Consider the following 22,211-nt stretch of genomic DNA (forward strand, 5'->3'; position numbering starts at 1 on the left):
CGCATCATAGGGCACCCGCAATTCGGTATGGATGCGCAGCCTGTCCGTCACCGTCACCGCCGCCGCCGTGGCATCAAAGCCGGGGCGCTGGACGTAGATCGAATTGGCGTCGGTGTTCGGGTCGAACGGCAGCCGGTTGCCCCACACCTCGGGCACCGCGCCGCCTGCGACACGGTAATCCGCCGTCCAGCCATCGGCCCACACCGCCAGAACATTGGGATCGGAGGCCGGGGCGGGCGGGGGGGGTGCGACCGGCGCCGTGCCCCCGTTGCGGCCTGTCAGGCCAAGGCCGATCATCAGATTCATGCCCGTTCTCCTTGTTGCTGCAATGGGATCCTGCCTTGGCGCCTGCATATCACGGCGCCGCAGGGTGTTGCCGCGACGGGCCGGGCAGCGGCCGCACCGCTTACGCTTGCGCAACCGATTGCGGCTTTCGGGATGCGGGCCCGCCGGGCATACTGCCCCCGAAAGGAGGCCGGAATGGCAGGCACTGGCACAGGATGGCACCGCTTTGCCCTGAGGATCATGGCGCTGCTGGCCCTGCTGGCATGGGCGGCTCCGGTGCGGGCCGGTACTGTGGTGACCAGTGAACCCGCCCTGGTCCAGGCACTGGAACAGGCCCAGGACGGCGCGACGATCCTGCTGGGGCCAGGGCGCTACGCGCGGTTGCGGCTGGGCGCGGGGCTGGCGCGCAACCTGACCCTCGCCTCGGCCGATCCGGCACGGCCTGCCGAAATCGGGCGCATGATGCTGGAAGGGGCGGCTGGCCTGACCCTGCGGCATCTGGTCTTCGACTACCGCTTTGCCCCTGGCGACGATCTGCGGCTGCGCCCCTTCCAGATCGTCGGGGGCGAGGCGATCCGCATCCTGGACAGCGAGTTCCGTGGCGATGTGGCGCGCGGGATCTCGGCCACCGCCGACGGGTTCGGCTTTGCCATCGGCCTGGGGATCCGCAATGCCCGCGGCGTCGTGCTGGAGCGCAACCGCTTTCACCGCTGGCACCGGGCGCTGGTCGTCGGCTGGTCCTATGACATTGCCGTTCTGGGCAACGAATTTCACGACCTGCGCTCGGACGGGATGAACTTTGCCGCGGTGCAAGGGGTGCGGATCGAAGGCAACCATATCCACGGCTTCCGCGCCTCGACCGCCTCGAAGGATCATGCCGACATGATCCAGTTCTGGACCAGCGGCACCACCCGCCCCTCGACCGACATCGTGATCCGCGACAACATCCTCAATGCCGGGCGCGGATCCTGGACCCAGTCGATCTTCATGCGCAACGAGATGGTCGACAGCCGCGGCGCCGGGCCGGAGATGTTCTATCGCTCTGTCGAGATCTGCGGGAATGTCATCGTCAACGCCCATCTGCATGGCATCACCGTGGGCGAAGCGGACGGGCTGGTGATCTGCAACAACACCCTGTTGCGCAGCCCCTTCACCCCGACGCCAGAGCGCGATGGCCCGATCCGCTATCCCGCGATCAATGTCAGCCGCAATGCCGAACGGGTGCGGATCACCGGCAATCTGGCCCGCACCGTGGCCGGGCCGGAACGCCGGGCCGAACGCGGCGGCGGGCGGGACTGGGTGGTAGAGGGCAATCTGGATCTGCAGGATGGCGATCCGGCCAGCCCCGGCTATTACGACCATGTCTTTCTGGCCCCCCGCCAGGGCGATCCGGCCACGCTGGCCCCGTTCCGCTATCGCCCCGGCGGGCCGGCTGACGGGCGGCGGCTGGGGGCGGCGCTGCTGCGCCCCGATGCGCCGCTGCCGCCGGTGTTGCTGGGCGGGTTCGCAGGCCAGCCCGCCGCGCAGGACGGCGCCCGCGCGCTGTTCCGGCTGGAACAGGCACCGGGCCGGGCGAACCGCTTTGGCCTTGATGCCTCGGCCAGCCGCCTGGCGCCGGGGGCCCGCGCGGCCTGGACGATCCTTGATCCGCAGGGGCGCGTGGCCGCGCAGGCCGATGGGCCGGTCCAGAAGATCGAGCTGCCCGCCCCCGGCCGCTGGCAGGTGGTGTTGCAGGCCGGGCCTTCGGGCATCGAGGCGCAGACCATGGCCGAAATCCTGCTGCCCACCCCCGAAATCCTGCGGCTGGACGCCGGGCGCCTGCTGGCGCTGCGCGGGGACAGCCTGCAAGAAATCCCCGACATGCCGGTGATCCGCCTGCCCGATGGCACGCCGGCCCTGCGGCTGGGCGATGATCCGGTAGTCCGCTTGCCGGTGGCCGCCACGCTCGGGCTGCGGCAGGCCCGCGATCTGGCCATCGACCTGCGGCTGCGCGCCGGGGCGGGGCCAGATGCAGCCGGAACGCTGCTGGGGCTGCGCGGCAGCCTGGCGCTGGCTGTCACCCCCACGGGCAGCGCCGAGGCCACGCTGCATCTGGCCGGGGTGAAACAGCCGGTCGTGCTGCGCAGCCGCCCCCTGGGGCTGCATGACGGGCGCTGGCACCGGATCGGCCTGCGCCATGATGCGGCCAGCGGCGAGGTGCTGCTGCTGGTCGATGACCGGCTGGAAACCCGGATACAGGCCGCGCCGGGCCGCATGGCCCCGCCAGGGCGCGATGGCCTGAGCCTGGGCCATCCGCACCGGGGCCACAGCTTTCAGGGTGTGCTGTCGGATCTGTCGGTCCGGGTGAATGGCGCGGGCTTTGCCGCGGACTGACGCCCCGGCGGACAGGCGCGGCTAGAGATGGGCAAAGCCCGGCCAATGCGCCTCGATCCCCGGAAAGCGGCGGGCGCAATCGCGGTAGACATCGGCATAATGCCGCGCGATCCGCGCTTGCAGATCGGACGAGACCGGCGCCGTCTTGTCCGAGACATTGAACCTGTGCCGGGCAAAATCCGGATCGGGCGGCAGCCCCAGAAAGCCGGACAGGCGGGCCAGGCTGTCGGGCTGGAACAGGGTTTCATACAGCCCGACATGCAGCGCCTCGGGGGCAAAGACCTGTTCGAGCCGCGCCAGGGTCAGATCATAGCGGGTGCGCAGCCCCGCATATGCGCCAAAGGCATGGGCCTCCAGCGCCTGTTCCTCGGACAGATCCTGCGCCGTGCCGCCCTGGGGCTTGCCCTGACGGCGGGTCATGCGGATCGCGCTCCAGCAACGCTGGACCGGATCGCGCATCAGGAACACCACCCGCACCGCAATGCCGCGGGCGGCAAAGCCTTCGGCGATACGGGCAAGGGCCTCGGTGGGCAGCCCCGAATAGGATGGCGTGATATCGGCGGTCAGATGCACGCCGGGCCGCGCCAGACGGTGGGCGAAATAGTCGAAATAGGCCGCATCCGACCGCTGCATCCGCCAGCGCAGCCAGGCCTTGGGATGTGGCACCTGCCACAGCGGCACCCGGAAACGCGCGCAATCGGGCAAGTAGCGGGCATCCCAGACATGGTATTCCTTCAACCGGCCCGTATCGGTGCCCGGCGCCTGGGCGATATAGCGGTGCAGCCAGGTGGTGCCGCCCTTTTGCGCCCCCACACCCAGCACAAAGACCGGCGGCGCGGCGGCGCTCATCGGGCCTGCCCCGGCGGGGGGGGATCGGCAAGGGCGGTGGCCAGATCGGCCTCGACCGTCCAGCCCGGCAGCACGGCCCGCGCCACTGGCCCTGCCACCGCCTCGATCCGCCCGGCCAGATAGGCCGGGGGAAGCTGCGCCAGCACGCCCGAGCGGACGGGATTGCCGAAGGCATGGGTCTGCACCGGCGGGCGGTCGGGATCGGGCACGCGGGCAAAGCGGGCGATGTCGGCGGCCCGCGCGCCGATATCCCCGGTGGGCAGGATCAGCAGCGCCTCGTGTGGAACCCGTGTCGTCACCTCGGTCACGGCGCGCGCCCAATAGGACAGATAGCCGTCGATCGTATAAAGCCCCGCCTTGGCCAGAACGCTTTCGGGGCCCTGCGCCGATGCCTGCGCCCCGAAGCGGAAATCGCGGAACCTGTGCCAGATCGCCGAAGTATCGCGCCGCAGGCTGTCATCCACGATGGAGCGCAGCCAGAGCGCGGGCGGCCGGACCGTCAGGATGAACCGCGCTTCGGGGAACAGCGTCAGCAGATCGGGGATGAGATAGATATTGACCTGCGAGGCGTCGATCTGCAGCCCGCGCCATCGGTCGCGCCAGAGCAGATGGCGCCGCAGCGCCGGGCTGCCCGGCCCGTCGTCCAGCACCAGCCGGATCAGCCGTTCGGCATCCAGCTCATGGGCCGAAGGCACGCGGTCGGCGAACATCTCGCCAATGGTATGGGTGCCGGTCTTGGCCGCCCCCACCCCGAACACCCGCCCGCCCCGCTGCGGGCCGCGCAGAAGGTTGCCCAGGCCCCGGCCGGTCAGCCGGAGCTGGCGGGTTCCGCGCGACATCAGGGCAGCAAGCGGCAAGGTTCGGGCCATGATCCGGGGCTATAGCGCATTCCCGCCGGAAAAGCATCCCTCCGGCAAGGATTTACCCGGCCCGCCGCCGCCGTGCCACACACCCCAGCCCCCCAAGCGCGCCGATCAGGAAAACCGCCGAGGCAGGCAGCGGGACGGGGGCAGGCGGGGGGGCGTCGGGGCAGGCGAACAGTTCATAGTCCAGGCCCGAGTCATAGCGCATCATGCAGCCTTCCTGAACATTCAGCCGCCAGTATCCCGGACGCGTGGCCACCGCGAGGCCACCCCAGGTGTCGGACCCGTAGAAATCATGGATCGGCCGGTCGGGAAACACCGTGCCCGCCTCGTAGGTGTCGCGGAACGTGTCGAACGGGCGGCCCGTGCTGGAAATGGCGATTTCATCCTCGCCATCGTCTTCCGGACTGCCATAGAGCGAGGCATGCGCCTGCCAGCCAGTCACCAGATTGCCGTCGCCAAAGGAAAAGCTGCCGACCATGTTGCCGCCGTATCGGAACATGCCGCGAACGGGGTCATAATACGCAAAGGTCGCCGTAGAATAATAATAAGCCTCCAGGTAAAGCCCGCCATGGTCGTCGACCTGGCTTGCCAGGGCGGCGGACATCTGCGGCCCGAATTCCAGCGTCTGGCCGGACAGATCAAGCGTGCCATGGCCCGAGAAGAAGAACCCGAAGCCAAAGCCGGGCTGCAACTCCCACCCTGGCAGGGGATCATCAAGATAGCCGGTGGTCTCGCCCCAGTCAGAGATCGCGTATCTGCCGGTATAGCTGCCATCGGCATCCCAGACCGGCTCTATATGCACTGACGGCTTTGCTGGAACATAGCTGTAGGCGTAGTAGGTATAGGGTTCATAGGTGAATGTGGCCGCCATGGCCTGCGGGGCGACAAGCAGGGTCAGGCCACAGGCGAGGCTGCGAAAACGGATCTGTCGGGCAAACATGGGGCCTCCTGTGGAATGCAACGCTGGGAAAACAGGCCCCCAGCCTAGCCAGCCGCGGGGATTCGCAACAGTCCGCACCGGCCCTGCCGTCAAAAAGCCGCGATGACGTCGCATCTGCGGGCATCCCGGACTATAAGATCGACCCGACAGCTATGGATCGACCGCGTGGCCCTGACCGATTCCGCCCCTGCCCTTGCCCGTCCGGCCGGGTTCCACCGCCCCGGCGGGGCATTGGACGCCGCCTTTGCCAGCCTTGCGTCCAGCCGCAAGGGGCTGGCCATTGCCGCATTGCTGTACTGGCTGGCGGTGCTGCTGCCGCTGGGGACCAATGTGGCGGGCATCTTCCTGAACGGGGTCCGGCTGGTGCTGCTGGTCACCATCGTGCCGATGACCTTCCGGCTGCTGATGGGGCGCTATGGCAAGGTCCATGCGGTGGACATCCTGTTCCTGCTGCATGTCGCCTGGATGACGGTGGCGCTGGCGGTCAACAACCCCGACCGGGTGGTGTCCAACGCCGGCTCGACCGGGATCGAGTTCATCGGCGGCTATGTGCTGGGCCGGGCCTGCATCCGCACGCGCGAGGATTTCCTGGCGCTGATCCGGCTGCTGGCCACGGCGGCGCTGTGCCTGTTCCCCTTTGTCATCTACGAAGTGCTGACCGGCAATGCGATCCTCCTGAACCTGCTGCGCAACGTGCCGGGGCTGAGCAGCCTGCGCGACATCTCGATCGGCAAGCGGCTGGGCCTTGACCGGGCTCAGCTTGTCTTTGCCCATCCGATCCATTCGGGGCTGTTCTTTTCCATGCTGCTGCCGCTGGTCTTTGTCGGCATGACCAATATCTGGAGCGATACGCGCCGGGTGATGACCGCGCTGGTGGTGATGCTGTCGGGGTTCTTTGCCCTGTCCAGCGGCGCGCTGCTGGCGATCCTGCTGCAACTGTTCCTGGTCGGCTGGGCCTGGGCCTTTCGCAAGACCGACCGGCGCTGGCTGATCCTGATCGGGCTGTGCTGCCTGGCCTATGTGGTCATCGACCTGCTGTCCAACCGCTCACCGATCCGGGTCTTCATGACCTATGCCACCTTTTCGGCCCATACCGCCTTCTGGCGTTCGATCATCTTCGACTGGGGGCTGGCCAATGTGATCGGCGATGCCGAACGCGGCATCACCGGCAGCCCGATCTTCGGCCTGGGGCTGAACGACTGGATCCGGCCCAGCTACATGCGGTCGGGCAGCGTGGACAATTTCTGGCTGCTGAACGCCATGCGCTATGGCCTGCCGGGGTTCTTCCTGCTGGCCGGGGGCTATGCGACGATCCTGTGGACGATCATGCGCCGCGATCTGAGCGCCGACCCGGTGCTGTGGCAGTTCCGCCGGGCCTGGGTCTTTGCCTTCATCGGCCTGTCGCTGACGCTGGTGACGGTGCATATCTGGCACACGATCTATTCGGTGGTGTTCTTCATGTTCGGCGCCGGGGTCTGGCTGGCCACCGCCGAGCCGCAAAGCCGCGAGGGCACCGCCCCGCCCCCCGCCGATGCCGAGACCGGGGGCCTGTCGCCCTACAGCCGCTTTGCCCAGGTGCACCGCCGCGCCGGCGTCAGCCCGGCTAGCCCCGGCCGATCAGGCTGGCCGAAACCTGACGGAAATGCCGGGCCCGGTCGGCATCGGCGGGTCGGCGCCCCAGGGCAGCCCGCAGCCCCCAGAATGCCGCCCGGCTGAGGTTGAAGCCAAAGAGGATGGTCCAGGCCAGCGCCCGGCGCAGCGGCCCGCCATGCTTGCCGTTCAGCCGCACCAGCGCGCCGGTCAGCATCACGTCGCGGCGGTGGTTCAGCTTTTTGGCCGAGACGCTGCCATGATGGATGATCTCGCCCACCGGGGCGAACCACAGCTCCCATCCGGCATCGCGCATCCGCTGGCACCAGTCGGTTTCCTCGCCGAAGAAAAAGAAATCCTCGTCCAGCGGGCCGACCTGATCCAGCACCTCGCGCCGCAGCATCAGATAGCAGCCCGAGATCACCTCGACCTGGCGGAAACTGTCGCGGTTCCAGCCGGTCATGCGGTAGCGCCCCAGCCAGGCGGGCCAGCGCAGTTTCCACAGCCCCGATCCCAGCAGGGCCAGGTTCAGCGGGCCGGGAAACATCGAACAGGTGGGCTGCATCGTGCGGTCGGTGTTGAGCACCCGGCACCCCATGGCCCCCGCACGGGGATGGGCCTCCAGCCAGGCGACCGAGGCGGCAAGCACCCCGCCCAGCACGAGGGTGTCGGAGTTCAGCAGCAGGATATGCCGCCCCCGCGCAATCTCGAACCCCTGGTTGTTGGCGGCGGCAAAGCCGCGGTTCTCGGTGTTGCGGATCAGATCGGCCTGGGGAAATTCGGCGGCCACCATATCGGCCGACCCGTCCTCCGAGGCATTGTCGATCACGATCACCTGCAAGGCCAGCGGCCCGGCATGGGCAAAGACCGATTCCAGCACCTCGCGCAGCATCTGCACGGTGTTCCAGTTGACGATGACGATGGACAGGTCGGGCGCCGGGGCCGTCATTGCGGCGCCCCCCTGCGGGTGGCGATCAGGCCGCGATAGGTTTCGATCATGTCGCGGGCCTTGTCGTCCCAGGTGCCAAAGCCCTGCACCCGCGCCCGTGCCCCCTGCCCCAGCCGCAGGCGCAGGCCGGGGTCATCGGCCAGGCGGCGGGCGGCCTCGGCAATGGCGCGGGCGAACTGTTCGGGGGTTTCCACCGGCAAGCGCAGGCCGGACTGGTCATCGACGATGAAATCCGGCCCCCCGCGCGCCGCCGTGATCACCGGCAGGCCCCATTCCATCGCCTCGAAGAACACGCCCCCCATCGGTTCGCGGAAGCTGGGAAAGCAGAAGACATCGGCCGCGGCATAGGCGCGGTCCACCTCGGGGCGCGGGATGCGGCCCAGAAAGGTGATGCGGTCGGCCACGCCCAGCTGTGCGGCTTCGGCCTTGCAGGCCGCCAGATCCGGGCCATCCCCGGCGCTGACCAGCCGCACATCCGGCAGGTCGCGCAGATGGGCCATGGCGCGCACCGTGTCGCGCAGGCCCTTGGTGCGGATCGCCCGGCCCACATGCAGCAGGTTCAGCGCCCCCGGCCGGGCCTGTCGCACGGGCAGGTCGGGCAGCGCGCCCTGCCCGCGTTCCAGCACCGCCCGGAACGGCAGATGCCCCAGCCCCGCCACGCGCAGCCGGTCCTGGATATAGGGCGCCACGCCCAGGATCAGCGCCGCCCGGTTCAGCCCGTCGCGCAAGGCGCGGTCATGGCGCAACCGCCAGCCATCCAGCCCGCGCAACCGCATCAGCCCGCTGCCCTGATCCACCTCGGCGGAAAATCCCGGCGGGGTGTCCAGCCCGCCGCCCAGGGGGCCCAGAACATAAGGAATGTCGAACCGGCGCAGCGGCGTGGCATAGCGCATCGCCTGCGGCACGATCTGATGGGCGATGTCGAACCGGCGGCCCTGCGCCAGGGCGGCCGCGATCCAGCGCGCCACCTGCCGGTTGAACACCAGCATCCAGGGCTTGGCCATGGCATTCAGCCGTTCCAGTCGGGTGGTATACAGAACCGCCGGTTCGGGCCAGGTCACGACCTCGACACCGGGCAACTGATCAGCCAGCGGGCGGCGCGTGCGGCGCGCAGTGCCCAGGACCGTCACATCGGCATGGCGCGACAGGGCCTGCACCCATTGAAAGGCGGAATAGGTTTCCCCCACATCGTCGCCATCCAGACCGAAGGCGACGACCAGAACGCGCAACCGCCCCATGGCTCAGCTCTCGTTGCTGGACAGCAGCCGGTCGAAATAGGCGATGGTCTCGGTCAGCCCCTCGCGCAGCGGCACCTGCGGGGTCCAGCCGAGCTTGTCCTGCGCCTGGGTGATGTCGGGGCGGCGCTGGCGCGGATCGTCCTGCGGCAGCGGCATGAACACCAGTTTCGAGCGTGAGCCGGTCAGTTCGAGCACCGCCTCGGCCAGTTCCAGCATGGAAAACTCGCCCGGATTGCCCAGGTTGACCGGCCCCGTCACCTCGTCGGGGCTGTCCATCAGCGCCAGAAAGCCGCGGATCAGGTCGGAATAGAAACAGAACGACCGCGTCTGCTGCCCGTCGCCAAAGATGGTGATATCCTCGCCCTTCAACGCCTGGACGATGAAATTCGACACCACGCGGCCATCCTGCGGATGCATCCGCGGCCCATAGGTGTTGAAGATCCGCGCCACCTTGATGCGCACCTTGTGCTGGCGGTGGTAGTCGAAGAACAGCGTCTCGGCACAGCGCTTGCCCTCGTCATAGCAGGATCGCGGGCCGATCGGGTTGACGTTGCCCCAATAGTCCTCGGTCTGCGGATGCACCGACGGATCGCCATAGACCTCGGAGGTCGAGGCCTGGAAAATCTTGGCCCGCGTCCGCTTGGCCAGGCCCAGCACGTTGATCGCGCCATGCACGCTGGTCTTGGTGGTCTGCACCGGGTCGAACTGGTAGTGGATCGGGCTGGCCGGGCAGGCCAGGTTGTAGATTTCATCCACCTCGACATAGAGCGGAAAGGTCACATCGTGGCGCATCAGCTCGAAATTCGAACGGTCGAGCAGATGGGCGATATTCGCGCGCCGTCCGGTAAAATAGTTGTCGACGCACAGCACCTCGTGCCCGGCCTCGACCAGCAGGTCGCACAGATGGCTGCCCAGGAACCCTGCCCCGCCCGTGACCAGAATGCGACGCGCCACGATGCTGGAGGCGGTGTTCATCTTCAATCTCCACTTGAAAAAACCGGGGCCTGTCCATCGTGTCAGGCAGAACTGGCCTGGATGCGCCCCGCCTGTTGATAGGCAGCCTGCCCGCACCCGTCAAGTTGACCCGGCCCTGTGCGGTCTTGCGCACAGGGCCGGGCCTGGATCAGCTGAGCAGGGCCGTCGGCACCGGCTGATAGTCCTCGAGGAAGCTGAACTGGTCGCCCAGGCGGAAGTCATGCACCTCGCCATCGAAGAAGCGGTTCCAGGCGGTGCCGATCGTCCAGCCAGAGGCATAGCTGCCGCTGGCGCCGGGTGCGGCCATGGTGAAATCGACATCCTGCAGATCCATCACCACCGCGCCGTCCAGCACGACCTGAAGCCGGTCATCGACCGTATCCAGCAGGACCGTGGCCCGGTGCGGCGCGCCGTCGATCTCCAGCCCCTTGACCGCAAAGTTCCTGAAGCCGTTGTCGGCGGTGGCCACCGTGACCATCAGCGAATCTTCGTTCACCGTCAGGCCGATCTTCTGGTGGTTCCAGATCAGCCGCTGTTCGCCCGCCGCCTCGGGATCGCGCGAGAAATCCACCGAAAAACCGATGGCGGTGGCGGATTTCAGGTCGCCGAACTGTTGCAGGACGGCATAGTCCTTGTCGCCATCCAGCACCAGCCAGGCGCCAGAGGCATCGCTGGCCACCCTGGCATCGTCGCGCAGGGCGCTGCCTTTCAGCCCGGCAATATCCACGACATGGCCTGTCCAGCCCGCCTCGTGCAGCGGGGCCGCCGATGCGTTGCCCCCGGTCACCGGCGGTTCCACCTGCGGCGGGTCCGCGGGTTTGGCAGGCGTCGGGGTCACGACCGCCTCGTCCTCGGGCTGGTCCGGTTCGAAGGTGACAGACGAGGTCAGCACCAGCCGGTCGGGCGATTCCGAGGTTGGCGGATCCAGGGGGCGCGGCACCACCACGCTGTCCGACTGGCCGGTATAATCCTCGACATCCACCATGATGTCGAAGGCGGTGATCTTGCCGACGAAATTGGCCTTGCCCCAGGCATTGCCAAAGGCCAGGCCTTCGAAGACGCCGGTGGGCAGGGTGCCGTCGACCGCCATCGAGGTGGTCGCCTTGCCATCCACCGTGACCGACAGCTTGCCGTCGACAAAGCGGATCACGACATCATGCGCCTTGCCGTCGCTGACATTCACCCCGGTATCGGAGCGCAGGATGACGGCCTTGCCCTCGGTGTTCGACATCTGGAAATTGATCTGGCCCGCGCTGTTCACCGTGGTGACCATGGCGCCATGCATCCGGAACACCTCGCCGAAGTTTCCGGCCTTGTCGGCTTGCAGGCTGAAGGCGATCTCGAAATCGTCCGAGCCGCGCAACTCGCGCGTGGCCGAAGAGGCGACCCGTGCCGCAACCCCGGTGCTGCCCAGTTTCAGCGCCCCGTCCAGACTGGCCGCCAGCGGATCGAATGTGGTTTCCTGCCCGTATCCAAAGGCGGTGAAGGCCCCCTTGGCCGCGTCGAAGGACAGCATGGCATTGCCCGACAGGCCCAGCCCGATATCCGACGACAGGCTGCGCCCATCGCTCAGCTTGATGGTCAGGGTGGCGGTGTACTGCCCGCCTTCGGCAAAGCTGTGCGCCACCACCGGCCCCGAGGCCGTGGTGCCATCGCTGAAGGTCCAGAGAAACTGTGCCGCCGCCTTGCCCAGCAGATCGGCCGCCAGGCTGGCGTCGAACAGCCGCGCCGACCCGTCGCCCTCCACCTTGGCCACATCGAACAGCGGCTGCGACTTGGCCAGCGCGGGGTCGAACTGCGTCAGCGACGATCCGGCCCCCAGCAGATCCACCATGCCGCCGGGCTTGGCCACGAAGGCATGGGCGCTGCCGGTGTCAAGCAGGGTCGAGTTGATGAAGACATCGCCATAATAGCCCGGCGCATAGGGATTGCTGTCCTGGATGAAGGCATTCATCTTCACCACCCAGCCAGGCTGCGCATCATGGCCCGAGATGTTGGACGTGATGTTGCCGGTGATCTCGACATTCTCGGCGGTGCGCTTGACGTTGATCGCCGGGGTCCACAGGCCGCTGCCGGTGTCCTTGGTGTTGCCGCTGTCCGACACCCGGATCAACGAGTTGTTGCGGATGGTCAGCCCATCGGCCTCGCCCACAGTGATGCCGTGGATATGGCTGTTGTAGATCGTGTTGTTCTCGATCAGGACATTCTTGTAATACATGTCCTTTCCGCCGCCCTGGCTGTCGACCACCTCGTTGCGCATGAAGATCGACTGGGTCCAGGATCCGTCGGCGATGTCGAGGATGTTGTCGCGGATCACGATGTCGGTCGAGGGCCGCTTGGTGCCGTTGGTCCAGAACTGGATCATGTCGGCATGATCCTTGGAATCGCGCGAGGCGCGGAAGCTGTGGATATGGTTGCCCTCGATCTCCACGCCCTGCACGGCGACGAAGTTCATCCCGTCCGAGCGGATGTCATGCACCTCGTTGCCGGTGATGGCGACATCATAGGAATAGCTGACGACCAGACCGCGGTGCCAGCTGTGGAATTCGTTGCCATCCAGGGTCATGCCGGTGGTGCTGGTGACGGTCAGGCCGACCGCGGTGCCAAAGCCATCCGCCAGTTCCGAGATGCCCTGGGCCACATCGCCGCGGAATTCGCTGTCGAGGATCTGGATGTTGCTGCTGTTCTGCACGACGAAGGGACTGTTCTTGATCGTGTCGCCGGCGGCAAAGCGGTAGTCGAACACCACCCCCTGCAAGACGACATTCTCGGCGCCATCCAGGTTCATCTTGCCGAACGAGGCCGGATTGTCCGGATCGGCCGAGGTGATGGTGACATCCGAGGGGAACTTGATGTCGTAGCCCGACTTGCTGTTGAGCGTGAGCCGTTCGTAATGCCCCGGTTCCAGCAGAATGGTTTCGCCGCCCTTCGCCTTGGCCAGGGCCGCGTGCAGCTGTTCAAGGGTCGACACGAGGATCGTTGCAGACATGTGGGACTCCGGCGGAAAGCGCAAGACTGGTTTGCCCCACAGATCGGCAATGAATCCGGTCCCGCTGGGGCGGGCGATGGGCAGAACTGTGGCAAAAGGCTGGAATGCGAAAGAAAACTGTGCCTGTATCCGGCAGGCGACAGGTCAGGGCCCGTATGATTGCAAGCTTTCGTCCTTACGACCAACATGCAGATCGTGCGCCATCAGCCGATGGGTAACGGAGGTCTGGCTACCCATCCTGAAGAACTTGGGCGACTCCGTGGTAGCCGCGACTACGTGGATCGGCGACACGAGACATGAGGTGGAGCACCTCACGCACCGCCAGTCATCTGTTCAGCCCAAATCCGTTCGCAGCGGGGCTGCCCGCTTTGTAACACGCAGGGCAGGCTCCTCAATAAAATGCCATGAGAGGATCGCCAAAACCAGGCTCACAGGAAAAGAAATGGCAATATTCGTCAGAGGTTCTTGAGGGCCCACCAACCAGACAGCCAACCCCTGAATGGGGAACGCATAGATGTAGAGACCATATGAGTAATCCCCAACGCGGTTGTAATGGCGTAGCCCCCCCCTCGGTACATAGGCAATCCAAAATGTAACGTAGCTAACGGCAAGCACGAATACGGGGTACGCAAGGACTCCGGAGCGCAGAGTGCTCGCGGCCAACACAAGCGCGATAGCAAGAGGCATCGATAGGACTAGCCGGTCACGCCAGACCCAAAAGGCCACCCCGATCATGAACGGTAGAGAAAGTTGGCGGGCCGCCATGAGTCTTGGATGAACCTTCACTTCGACGAGTTCAGGCAGCACCCAGATCGCCGCATATAGGATCAGAACGCCCACCATGGCCCGCTGGCGTCGAAGCAATCCAAGGACTCCGATGAAGAAAACCAAGCAATAGCAAAGAACTTCATGAATCAACGTCCAGATCGACCCCTCGACCATAGGGTAAGGGTTGCCTTGGAATACACCCGGCAATGTGTACTGCGGAAACACAAGGGTCGTGTTGCGTACCAAAAAGGCCATCACATCAGGGTGCGACAGATACTGTGATAGCGGAAGCTCCGTGACAACAGGGCCCATGATCAAAGCGACGAGCAGTAGAGATACCAGTAGCCCTGGGAAAAGCCGCAAGGTCCGAGCCAGCAGAAAGGCGCGTAGCGAGGAGCGGCGCTCAAAACTTGCTGCGATCAGAAAGCCGGAAATGGCGAAAAAAATGTAGACAGCAATGGACCCCAAGGCATGCCCGGTCACACCAGACAAGGGCTGTATGGCATCCGGCCCTAGCGCTATCGGCCAGGCATGAGAGACCAGAACTGCGGATGCCGCAATAAATCGTATAAGATTCAAGTTATTGTCACGACCTCTGGCGACTTCTGCAAGCACATACATGACCAGAATACCTGCCTTTGAGTTACGTTCCAGAAACCACACCCAAGGATCGGGGAAACCGGGTGGGATCCGCAAGAGCCCACGACGCGCAGCCCGCCCCATCGCATCTGAACGGTCGCCACGCAAGGCGCGTCACGTACGAATCACTGCGGCCGCTAGGGCGTGAGCCACGGAGCCGTCGCGGGCCCGGAATTGTCAACATTTACAGGAAATTTCAGCAACTGCCTGCGAATCGGGACAGATTGTCCTGTTTTCCGAAACAGACCGCCCCGCGAAGCCGCGCATCTTAACCTTCGTAAAGATTTGCCTTGAGTTTGCCATGTTTTTGCCCCAATTATTACAGGTGAAAAAGACGGCGATTGCCGTCGGCCGGATGTGCATCCGGAGTTTGATCAGGTGGTAGGAGTACGGAATGTCTTACATGAAAAAGATTTCGGTAACCTGTGCTGCGGCCGTTCTGGCCGCCGGGTTTGCTGTCGAGAGTGCCCAGGCGGCAACCATCTGGGCAACCCAGGTGGATGATTTCACCGCAGGCACCGGACCGATCCCGGTCAACCGCGCCGACCCGCTCAATGCCCTGGGCGCGCCGGATGGGGAAATGGTGGCACTTGGCTTCGGCGGCGAACTGGTCGTCAGCTTTGGCCGTCTGTTCCAGAGCCCCGGCAAACTGTTCGAGATCACCTTCGGCAAGACCGACAACCACATCGAGATCGCGGAAATTTTCGCCGGGTTCGGCGGTGTGTTCCAGTCGGTCGCCACGATCGACAACAGCTCGGCCGCAGGCGTGGCCGGTGCGACCTTCACCTTTGCCGGCATCTTCGACCAGATCAAGATCGTCGACATCTCGCCCATGGCCGGTGGCAGCGTCAACGGCTTTGACGTCGATGCCGTCGGCGTGACCCCGGCGCCGATCCCGCTGCCGGCCGGTGGCCTGCTGCTGGTCACCGCCCTTGGTGGTCTGGCCCTGACGCGCCGCCGCAAATCGGCCTGAGCCGGTCGCAGACCCGCTTTCGATACCAGGGCGCCTTCGGGCGCCCTGTTGTCATTTCGGCATCTGGCCCGCCGGTCCGGGCTCGGCGCCATGCCCCGCCCCCAGACGCAGGTTCAGCACCACAAAGGCCTGGGCCTGACGGTGGCGCAATTCGGCCAGCGCGGTTTCGGACTGGGCCAGCGCGGTTTCGGCCTCGATCATCTCGCTCAGCGTCGCATCCCCGCTTTCAAAGACCGTCCGGGTCAGGCCACGGGCCTCGCGGTACAGTTGGGCGGCACGGCCCGCTGGTCCCAGCGATTGCGACACCGCCCGATAGTCGATCAGGGCGTTTTCCACCTCGAGCACGGCTTGCAGCACGCGGGCGGTCCAGGCGGCATGGGCCTCGTGCACGGCGGCCTGCCGGGCGCGCAGCGTGGCCTGCCCGGTTGCAGCGCCCGAGACCGGCAGTTGCAGCGCCGGACCGATGAAATATTCGGCCCGCCGCGTGGCCACCGGCAGGGCCGACAGCGAAATCGTCCCGCTGAGCGACAGGCGCGGGTACAGCGCGGCGCGGGCCATGTCCACCTCGGCCAGGGCGGCATAATAGGCCTGTTCGGCGCCGCGGATATCGGGGCGGTTGCGCAACAGATCGGCCGGAATGCCCACATCAGGGCGCAGCCCCGGACGCGGCACCGCCACCACCGGGCGCAGATCCAGCGGCAACTGGCCCGGCTGCTGACCGGCCAGCACGGCGATCTCGTTGATCCGCGCGGTGATCGCGGCCTGGGCTCCGGGCAGTTGCGCCTCGATCTCGGCGACGCGGGCCGAGGTGCGCGCCATGTCGATCCGGGTGGCGGCCTCGGCATCGGCCATGGTGCGCACCATGGCCAGGGTCTGGCGGCGGCTGGCCAGTTCCTGACGGCGCTGCACCAGAAGCTGCTGGCGCAACCGCAGATCCAGATAGGCCTCGGCCAGCGAGGACAGCACCAGAAGGCGGGCGGCATCGCGGTCGGCCTCGGCGCCCAGCAGACGCGCCTCGGCCGCGCGACGCCCTGCACGCTGGCCGCCATGGGGATCGAACAGCCATTCCAGCCCCAGCACCGCATCGGCCCGGCGCTGGCCGGGGCCGGTATCCGCCCCGCCAAACCCTGCCTCGACCTGCCCGCTGCGCGACAGTTGCCCCGGCACGGCGGCGCGTTCGGCCTCGGCCCGTTCGACCCGGTGGCGGGCCGCCACCAGCGTCAGGTTTTCGCGCAACGCCAGATCCACCAGCCGGTTCAGCGCCGGATCCTGCAACCGCAGCCACCAGCGGTCATTGGCCAACAGCACCGGCGCACCCGCCGAGGCCCCGCGCCAGCCCTTGGCAAAGGGAAAGGTCGGCGCGGTCGGATCCTGTGACGGCGTACAGGCCCCCAGAGCCAGCGCCACAAGGAACGCCAACGCAGGGGCCGGGCGGCCGGTCCTTGCCGATCGGGTCATGAAATCGCCTGCCGTGCTCTGCTCGTGATATCTGGTCGGGACCCAAGGGCCGGGTCGCGCCAGGTGTTTTGCCGCAAAGGATGCCTGCGATGCCCGTACCGCACAAGGCGCAAGGCAGGAACCGCCGGATTTGCCCGGCGATCTGTGCCTTGCAGGTCGCAACTGGGCCGGGGCGGGCTCAGGCCTCGCGGAAGGCGCGGCGCAGTTGCGCGGCCAGCGGTTCCACCAGATAGGACCAGACCGACCGTTCGGCCGTGCCCATGAACGCCTCGACCGGCATTCCGGGGGCCAGATCCACCGCCCCCAGCCGCGCCAGTTCCTGTGGCGGGATGGTCAGTTCCACCAGATAATAGCTTTGCCGCGTGGCCGGATCGGTGATCGCCGCAGGCGAGACCGACACGACCTGCCCTTCCAGCCGGGGCGTGGTGCGGCTGTTGAAGGCCGCCATGACAACCGTTGCCGGTTGCCCCGGATAGACCTGCGACACCGAGCGCGGCTCGACCCGCAACTCGAAGGCCATGCCTTCCTCGAGCGGCAGGATCTCCACCACGGTGGCGCCCTGGGCCAGCACCCCGCCCGTGGTGGTGGCCTGCAACTGATGCACGGTGCCATCGGTCGGGGCGCGGATCTCGATCCGCTTCAACTGGGCCTGGCGGGTGACGATTTCCAGCGTCAGCTCGTCGATCAGGGCGGTCACGCTGCGCAGTTCCGTCACCACCTCTTCCTGAAAGCTGCGTTCGGCCTGCAGGGTTTCCAGCTCGATATCGCGGCGGGTGTTGACGCTGCGGGCCAGATCGGCCCCCAGAACCGAGATCTGGGCGTGCATGTCCGAGACCGCGCGTTGCAATTCGCTGATCTGGCCTTGCCGCACCAGCCCCTGCGCGCGCAACCGCGACAGCTTGTCGAGATCATCCTCGAGCGAGGCAAGCTGATCCCGGCGGGCGGCGATCTGCGCCTCCATCCCGACGATCTGGCTGGCAAGCTGGCCCAGCCGTTCGACCATCTGTTCGCGCTGGCCGCGCAGCACCTCGGCGCGGGCCAGAAAGATCTGGCGCTGCCCGGCTTCCTGCCGGGTCAGTTCGGGCAAGGGGAACGGCAGGTCGGGGTAGCGGAACAGCGGCGCCGGCAGGCCCAGCTGTTCGCTTTCCAGCCGGGCCCGGCGGGCCAGCGCCTCGGCCAGCCGGCCGGTGGCCATTTCCAGATTGATGCGCGGCATGGTCGGGTCCAGCCGCACCAGCACCTGACCGGCCTGCACCCGTTCGCCGTTGCGGACCGCGATTTCGGCAATCTCGCCGCCATCGACGGTCTGCACCACCTTGGGCTTGCCATGGACAACCACCTGGCCTGCGGCGATCACCGCGCCGTTGATCATGGTCTGGCTGGCCCAGACCAGCAGCACGCCGAACAGCAGGCCCGTGGCCACCAGGGCTGCCACCACCGTCGAACGCAGGCCATCCTTCAGCACGGGGGCCGGTGCAGTTTGCCGTGTCATGGTCATGCCTCCCGCAAGGCTGCGCGCACGGCCCGTGCCGGGCGCGGCCGCTTTTGCGATGCGGACCAGATATTGGCCCCTGATCTGGCCGGTTGCCCCTCGGCAGGCGGCGGGGCGGGCGGGGCGGGTACCACGGCGGGGGCGGGCGGTGGTGCGGTATCGCGGGCAATGGCCGCCGACAGCACCGTCTCCTTGTCGCCGAATTCCGCCGCCATGCCGCCATGCAGGATCAGCACCTTGTTGACGGCCGCGATCGCGCTTGGCCGATGGGCCATCACCACCACGATGGACCCGGCCTGGCGCAGCGCCAGGATGGCCCGCGCCAGCGCGGCATCGCCGGCCGCATCCAGATTGGAATTCGGTTCGTCCAGCACCACCAGCGCGGGCGTGCCATAGACCGCCCGCGCCAGGCCGATGCGCTGTTTCTGGCCCCCTGACAGCGGGGTCCAGTGGTCCCCCACGCGGGTGGCATATCCTTCGGGCAAGGCCAGGATCATGTCATGGACCCCTGCCATCTGCGCCGCCGCAATCACGTCGGCATCGCTGGCACCCGCATCAAAGCGGGCGATATTGTCCCGCACCGTGCCCGGCAGCAGATCGACCTGCTGGGGCAGATAGCCCACCACCCGGCCCAGCCGCTCGGCGCTCCATTGCGACAACAGCGCACCGCCCAGCCGCACCTCGCCGGCATCCGGCGTCCAGGCCCCGACCAGCACGCGCGCCAGGGTGGATTTTCCGGCAGCACTGTTGCCGATCACCCCCAGCCCGTCGCCGGGGTTCAGCCGAAAGCTCATCTGCGTCAGCAGGCGGGGCCGGTCGGTGCCCGGCCTGCCAGGCGCGAATTTCGTGACCTGCGACACGATCAGCTCGCCCTTGGGCAAGGGCAGATCGACGCTGGCCTGCGGATCGCGCGCCGCCGGATCGGCAAAGAAGGCCGCCAGACGGCGATGGGCATGCAGCGCCCGCCCGATCAGCCGCCATTGGCCGGTGATCTGATCGACCGGCGCCAGCGCACGCCCGGCCAGCACGGTGGCGGCAATGATGCTGCCCGCCGAAATCTCGCCTTGCAGGACAAGATAGGCGCCCAGCGACAGGATGGCCGATTGCAGCAACATGCGAAAGGCGCGCGACACGGCCGCCAGCCCTTCGGACGGATCCTTGCCGATCTGCCCGGCGGCCAGCGCCGCATCCTGCAGGCGCCGCCAGTGCCGGTTGACCGCCGGCTCCATCCCCATGGCCACCAGTGTCTGGGAATCGCGGCGGCTGCCATCGGCAAAGCTGCGCGCCGTCGCCTCAAGCGCCCCGGAACGCGACAGCGACTTGCCCAGGATGGCCCCGTTCGCCAGCGTCAGCGCCAGCCCGGTCAGCGCCCCGCCCACCGTCAGCCAGCCCAGCCAGGGATGCAGCACGAACAGCACTCCCAGGAACAGCGGCAGCCAGGGCAGGTCGAACAGCGCCTGGGCGCCGGGGCTGGCAATCGCCCCGCGCAGGGTTTCCAGATCGCGCAGCGGCTGCGCCTCGTGGTCGGTCGTGCCGGTGCCGCCCTGGATCCAGGCGCGGAAGGTGGCGGTGCCAAGGCCGCGGTCCAGCCGGATGGCCATGCGCCCCAGCAGGCGCCCGCGCAGGAAATCATACAGCGCCAGAAACCCGTAGAGCACCACCACGATGGCGAACAGGCTGACCAGGGTGGGCACCGACCCGCTGGACAGCACCCGGTCATAGACCTGCATCATGTAGACCGAGCCGGTCAGCATGAGCACGTTGATGGCCGCGCTGAGCAGGGCAACGACAAGCACCCCCCCGCGCAAGCCGCGCAGCACGGACTCATAGGCATTGCCGCCGATCCCCGCGCGTGTCTGGTCTGATGGTCGCAAGCGCATCCTGCCCGGCCCGGACGGGCCCTTGGTATTCTGGAGGTGGTGGGGCGGATCGCGCCCCCGATCCGTGGCAAGATTGTCGAGAATGAGGGCGAAAGCGGGGCGGCAACGGACCTTTTTCTTGATGCCAATTCGTGAACAATCCGTTTCCGGCCCGGCAAGGCCGCAGCGACCGGGCACGAAACCGCCCGCCACCGGGCACGAATCGCCCGGCCTGCCCCAGGTGGCCCGGCCCCCGATCCCGCAACCCCCGGCAGAGACTACAGGCAAAAGCGAACAACAAACCGCCCTGCAACAGGACTATCGCGCCTGGGTGAACAATCCTCAGGCTGTTGTGGACCAGCGGGTAAAAATCTGCGATGTGTTTGTTTTTACACGTGCTCATCGAGACTGCCATGCGAGTGTTCCCGTTCCCCTCTTCCAGATCCGCCGGGGCCATCACACTGGTTCTGGCCGGGCTTTGCCCCACGATCCTTGCTGCGGCGCCGGTGCGGATCGGCCCCGAGGACGGGGCGCGGTTCCGCGGGATCCCCGTCAGCCAGAGCTTTCGCCCCGATGGCAGTTCGGTGCTGCGGACGGCCGACGGCGCGGTCTGTCTGGTTTCCGCCCGGATCGACATCGCGCAGTCGCGCTATCTGTCCCCCGAGGGCCAGGCGGTGGCCTTTTCCGATGTGCTGCGCAGCCCGGCCAGCACGGTGCAGATGGCCGCAGCCGCCGGACAGGCGCCCGAGATCCGCATCCAGTTGAAATATGCGCTCGCGCCGGGCCAGCCGGTGCAGTTGCAGATCGGCGATGCGGCCCCGATCGACCTGCCCGACTATCTGCGCGAAGCCTCTGGCGACAGCCTGCGGCTGACCGGGGCGCTGGCCGCGACCGTGGCCAGCAGCCTTGCCAGCGGCGAGACACTGCATCTGACCGCCATCTCGCGCGATACCGGCCGCCAGGTGACCGACCGGCTGCCCGCCCCGGACCAGACCGCCCTGGCCGGATGCCTGGCCGATCTGGCCAGCGACAGCCCCGATGCGGCACCGGCAGAGGCCCCGACCCATCTGCATCAGGTCATCGTGGACGCCGCCCCCGACCCCGAGCGGATCGCAACGCCGGGGGACATGCGCGCCTGCGGGATGCCCGAAGTGCCCGAAACGCTGTATCTGGGGCGCATCCGCTCTGTCACCGGCTTTGTCAGCCATACCGACCGGATGTTCGTGGCCTTCGACGCGGCAGGCACGGTGTCCCATGCCTGGATCCCCGGCATTTTCGAGACCGGCCTGAAAAACGGCCAGGGCCGCGCGCGGATCAGCCGGGCCGCCGATGGCAATATCCCCGGCACCCCGCATGAGGTCAGCGGCTGCATCGGGATGCGGTCGGTCGAGATATGCAGCCATCCGCTGGATGATGGCAGCCTGCGGCTGGGCCCCTGCCTGCCCGACCCAGAGCTTCTGGCCCTGTCCGAGGCGCCGGGCATCCCCGGACTGCCGGTGACCCCGCCCGGCACCCTGCGGACCAGCAGCAGCACCCCGCCGTCCGGCCCTGGCATCCTGCCGCTGACACCGGGGGGCAGCGATTCCGGGGACAGCACACCAGAGGCGCAGCGGCTGCGGCTGACCACCAGCGAGACCTATGCCGCCGTGCCCATCGCCCCCGTCCCCCTGCCCGCCTCGGGCCTGCTTCTGGCGGGAACGCTGGCCGGGCTGGCCTGGATGCGCCGCCGCCGCCGGACGGCCTGATCCCGCGCCCGGCGCGCCCTGGGGCCCAAGGCGCACCGGCGCCTGCCCCCTGCGCCCCGCCCCGGTCCAGCGCGCCCCGCCCGCCCCCGTCCGGCCCCCTTGCGGGGGGCCTTCGCCTGCCAGGTGCGGGCCGTCTGGCCTTGATGCCTGCAAGGCCGTGCTTTAGTCATCGGTCATCCGCATTGTGACAGTTGCATGACGTCCCGCAGGGCACGGCATATCT

The 22,211-nt window shown here is 67.2% G+C and carries 15 protein-coding genes and 1 pseudogene; 4 read left to right on the forward strand and 12 right to left on the reverse strand.

Annotated features, from left to right (window positions below; genetic code table 11):
• Positions 1-306: pseudogene (locus BW970_RS20805) on the reverse strand (hypothetical protein); the annotation flags it as partial.
• A 174-nt stretch (positions 307-480) separates the two neighbouring features.
• Between BW970_RS20805 and BW970_RS17565 the strand changes: the two are divergent.
• Positions 481-2,658, forward strand: coding sequence for a right-handed parallel beta-helix repeat-containing protein (locus BW970_RS17565; RefSeq protein WP_076533890.1), 2,178 nt, complete (start codon positions 481-483; stop codon positions 2,656-2,658).
• A gap of 21 nt (positions 2,659-2,679) precedes the next feature.
• On the opposite strand, the gene BW970_RS17570 is transcribed toward BW970_RS17565, so the two are convergent.
• From BW970_RS17570 to BW970_RS17580, 3 genes are read right to left on the reverse strand one after another with little or no spacing between them, the layout of a single operon-like run.
• Positions 2,680-3,507 carry a sulfotransferase gene (locus tag BW970_RS17570; RefSeq protein ID WP_076533891.1) on the reverse strand — a complete coding sequence of 276 codons (828 nt, stop codon included), beginning with the start codon at positions 3,505-3,507 and terminating at the stop codon, positions 2,680-2,682.
• Positions 3,504-4,376, reverse strand: a complete 873-nt coding sequence (locus BW970_RS17575; RefSeq protein ID WP_076533893.1) for a sulfotransferase — start codon at positions 4,374-4,376, stop codon at positions 3,504-3,506. Before BW970_RS17575 ends, BW970_RS17570 begins: the two co-directional genes overlap by 4 nt.
• 52 nt (positions 4,377-4,428) lie before the next feature.
• Positions 4,429-5,313 (reverse strand): VPLPA-CTERM sorting domain-containing protein, encoded by an 885-nt coding sequence (locus tag BW970_RS17580; RefSeq protein WP_076533894.1) that lies wholly within the window; start codon positions 5,311-5,313, stop codon positions 4,429-4,431.
• A 102-nt stretch (positions 5,314-5,415) separates the two neighbouring features.
• Between BW970_RS17580 and BW970_RS17585 the strand changes: the two genes are divergently transcribed.
• Entirely contained in the window at positions 5,416-7,029 is a 1,614-nt protein-coding gene (locus BW970_RS17585; RefSeq protein ID WP_144039010.1) for an O-antigen ligase family protein, read from the forward strand.
• On the opposite strand, the gene BW970_RS17590 is transcribed toward BW970_RS17585, so the two are convergent.
• The 5 genes from BW970_RS17590 to BW970_RS17610 form a co-directional block, all read right to left on the reverse strand.
• Positions 6,917-7,852: a glycosyltransferase family 2 protein gene (locus BW970_RS17590; RefSeq protein WP_076533897.1), complete on the reverse strand. Its 936-nt coding sequence runs from the start codon at positions 7,850-7,852 to the stop codon at positions 6,917-6,919. The genes BW970_RS17585 and BW970_RS17590 overlap by 113 nt on opposite strands.
• Positions 7,849-9,090, reverse strand: a complete 1,242-nt coding sequence (locus BW970_RS17595) for a glycosyltransferase (protein WP_076533899.1) — start codon at positions 9,088-9,090, stop codon at positions 7,849-7,851. The genes BW970_RS17590 and BW970_RS17595 overlap by 4 nt, the downstream gene beginning before the upstream one ends.
• A 3-nt stretch (positions 9,091-9,093) precedes the next feature.
• Positions 9,094-10,065: a UDP-glucuronic acid decarboxylase family protein gene (locus BW970_RS17600; RefSeq protein ID WP_076533900.1), complete on the reverse strand. Its 972-nt coding sequence runs from the start codon at positions 10,063-10,065 to the stop codon at positions 9,094-9,096.
• Between the two features lie 148 nt (positions 10,066-10,213).
• A complete protein-coding gene (locus tag BW970_RS17605; protein WP_076533902.1) occupies positions 10,214-13,054 on the reverse strand; it encodes a right-handed parallel beta-helix repeat-containing protein in 2,841 nt (946 codons plus the stop codon).
• A gap of 333 nt (positions 13,055-13,387) precedes the next feature.
• Complete coding sequence (locus BW970_RS17610; RefSeq protein ID WP_076533903.1) at positions 13,388-14,443, reverse strand: acyltransferase family protein; 1,056 nt, start codon at positions 14,441-14,443, stop codon at positions 13,388-13,390.
• A gap of 412 nt (positions 14,444-14,855) precedes the next feature.
• Between BW970_RS17610 and BW970_RS17615 the strand changes: the two genes are divergently transcribed.
• Entirely contained in the window at positions 14,856-15,434 is a 579-nt protein-coding gene (locus tag BW970_RS17615; protein WP_083701357.1) for a VPLPA-CTERM sorting domain-containing protein, read from the forward strand.
• 51 nt (positions 15,435-15,485) lie between these two features.
• Here the strand turns inward: BW970_RS17615 and BW970_RS17620 are convergent, their stop codons facing one another.
• From BW970_RS17620 to BW970_RS17630, 3 genes are all read right to left on the reverse strand, one after another.
• Positions 15,486-16,892, reverse strand: coding sequence for an efflux transporter outer membrane subunit (locus BW970_RS17620; RefSeq protein WP_076533907.1), 1,407 nt, complete (start codon positions 16,890-16,892; stop codon positions 15,486-15,488).
• 178 nt (positions 16,893-17,070) lie between these two features.
• Positions 17,071-18,384 (reverse strand): HlyD family type I secretion periplasmic adaptor subunit, encoded by a 1,314-nt coding sequence (locus BW970_RS17625; protein WP_076533908.1) that lies wholly within the window; start codon positions 18,382-18,384, stop codon positions 17,071-17,073.
• A gap of 2 nt (positions 18,385-18,386) precedes the next feature.
• Positions 18,387-20,258 carry a type I secretion system permease/ATPase gene (locus BW970_RS17630; RefSeq protein WP_229740549.1) on the reverse strand — a complete coding sequence of 624 codons (1,872 nt, stop codon included), beginning with the start codon at positions 20,256-20,258 and terminating at the stop codon, positions 18,387-18,389.
• A gap of 398 nt (positions 20,259-20,656) precedes the next feature.
• On the opposite strand from BW970_RS17630, the gene BW970_RS17635 reads away from it, so the two are divergent.
• Positions 20,657-21,988 carry a VPLPA-CTERM sorting domain-containing protein gene (locus BW970_RS17635; RefSeq protein WP_159441464.1) on the forward strand — a complete coding sequence of 444 codons (1,332 nt, stop codon included), beginning with the start codon at positions 20,657-20,659 and terminating at the stop codon, positions 21,986-21,988.
• Positions 21,989-22,211 lie beyond the last annotated feature (223 nt).

This window comes from Gemmobacter megaterium, from assembly GCF_900156815.1.
Classification (GTDB): domain Bacteria; phylum Pseudomonadota; class Alphaproteobacteria; order Rhodobacterales; family Rhodobacteraceae; genus Wagnerdoeblera; species Wagnerdoeblera megaterium.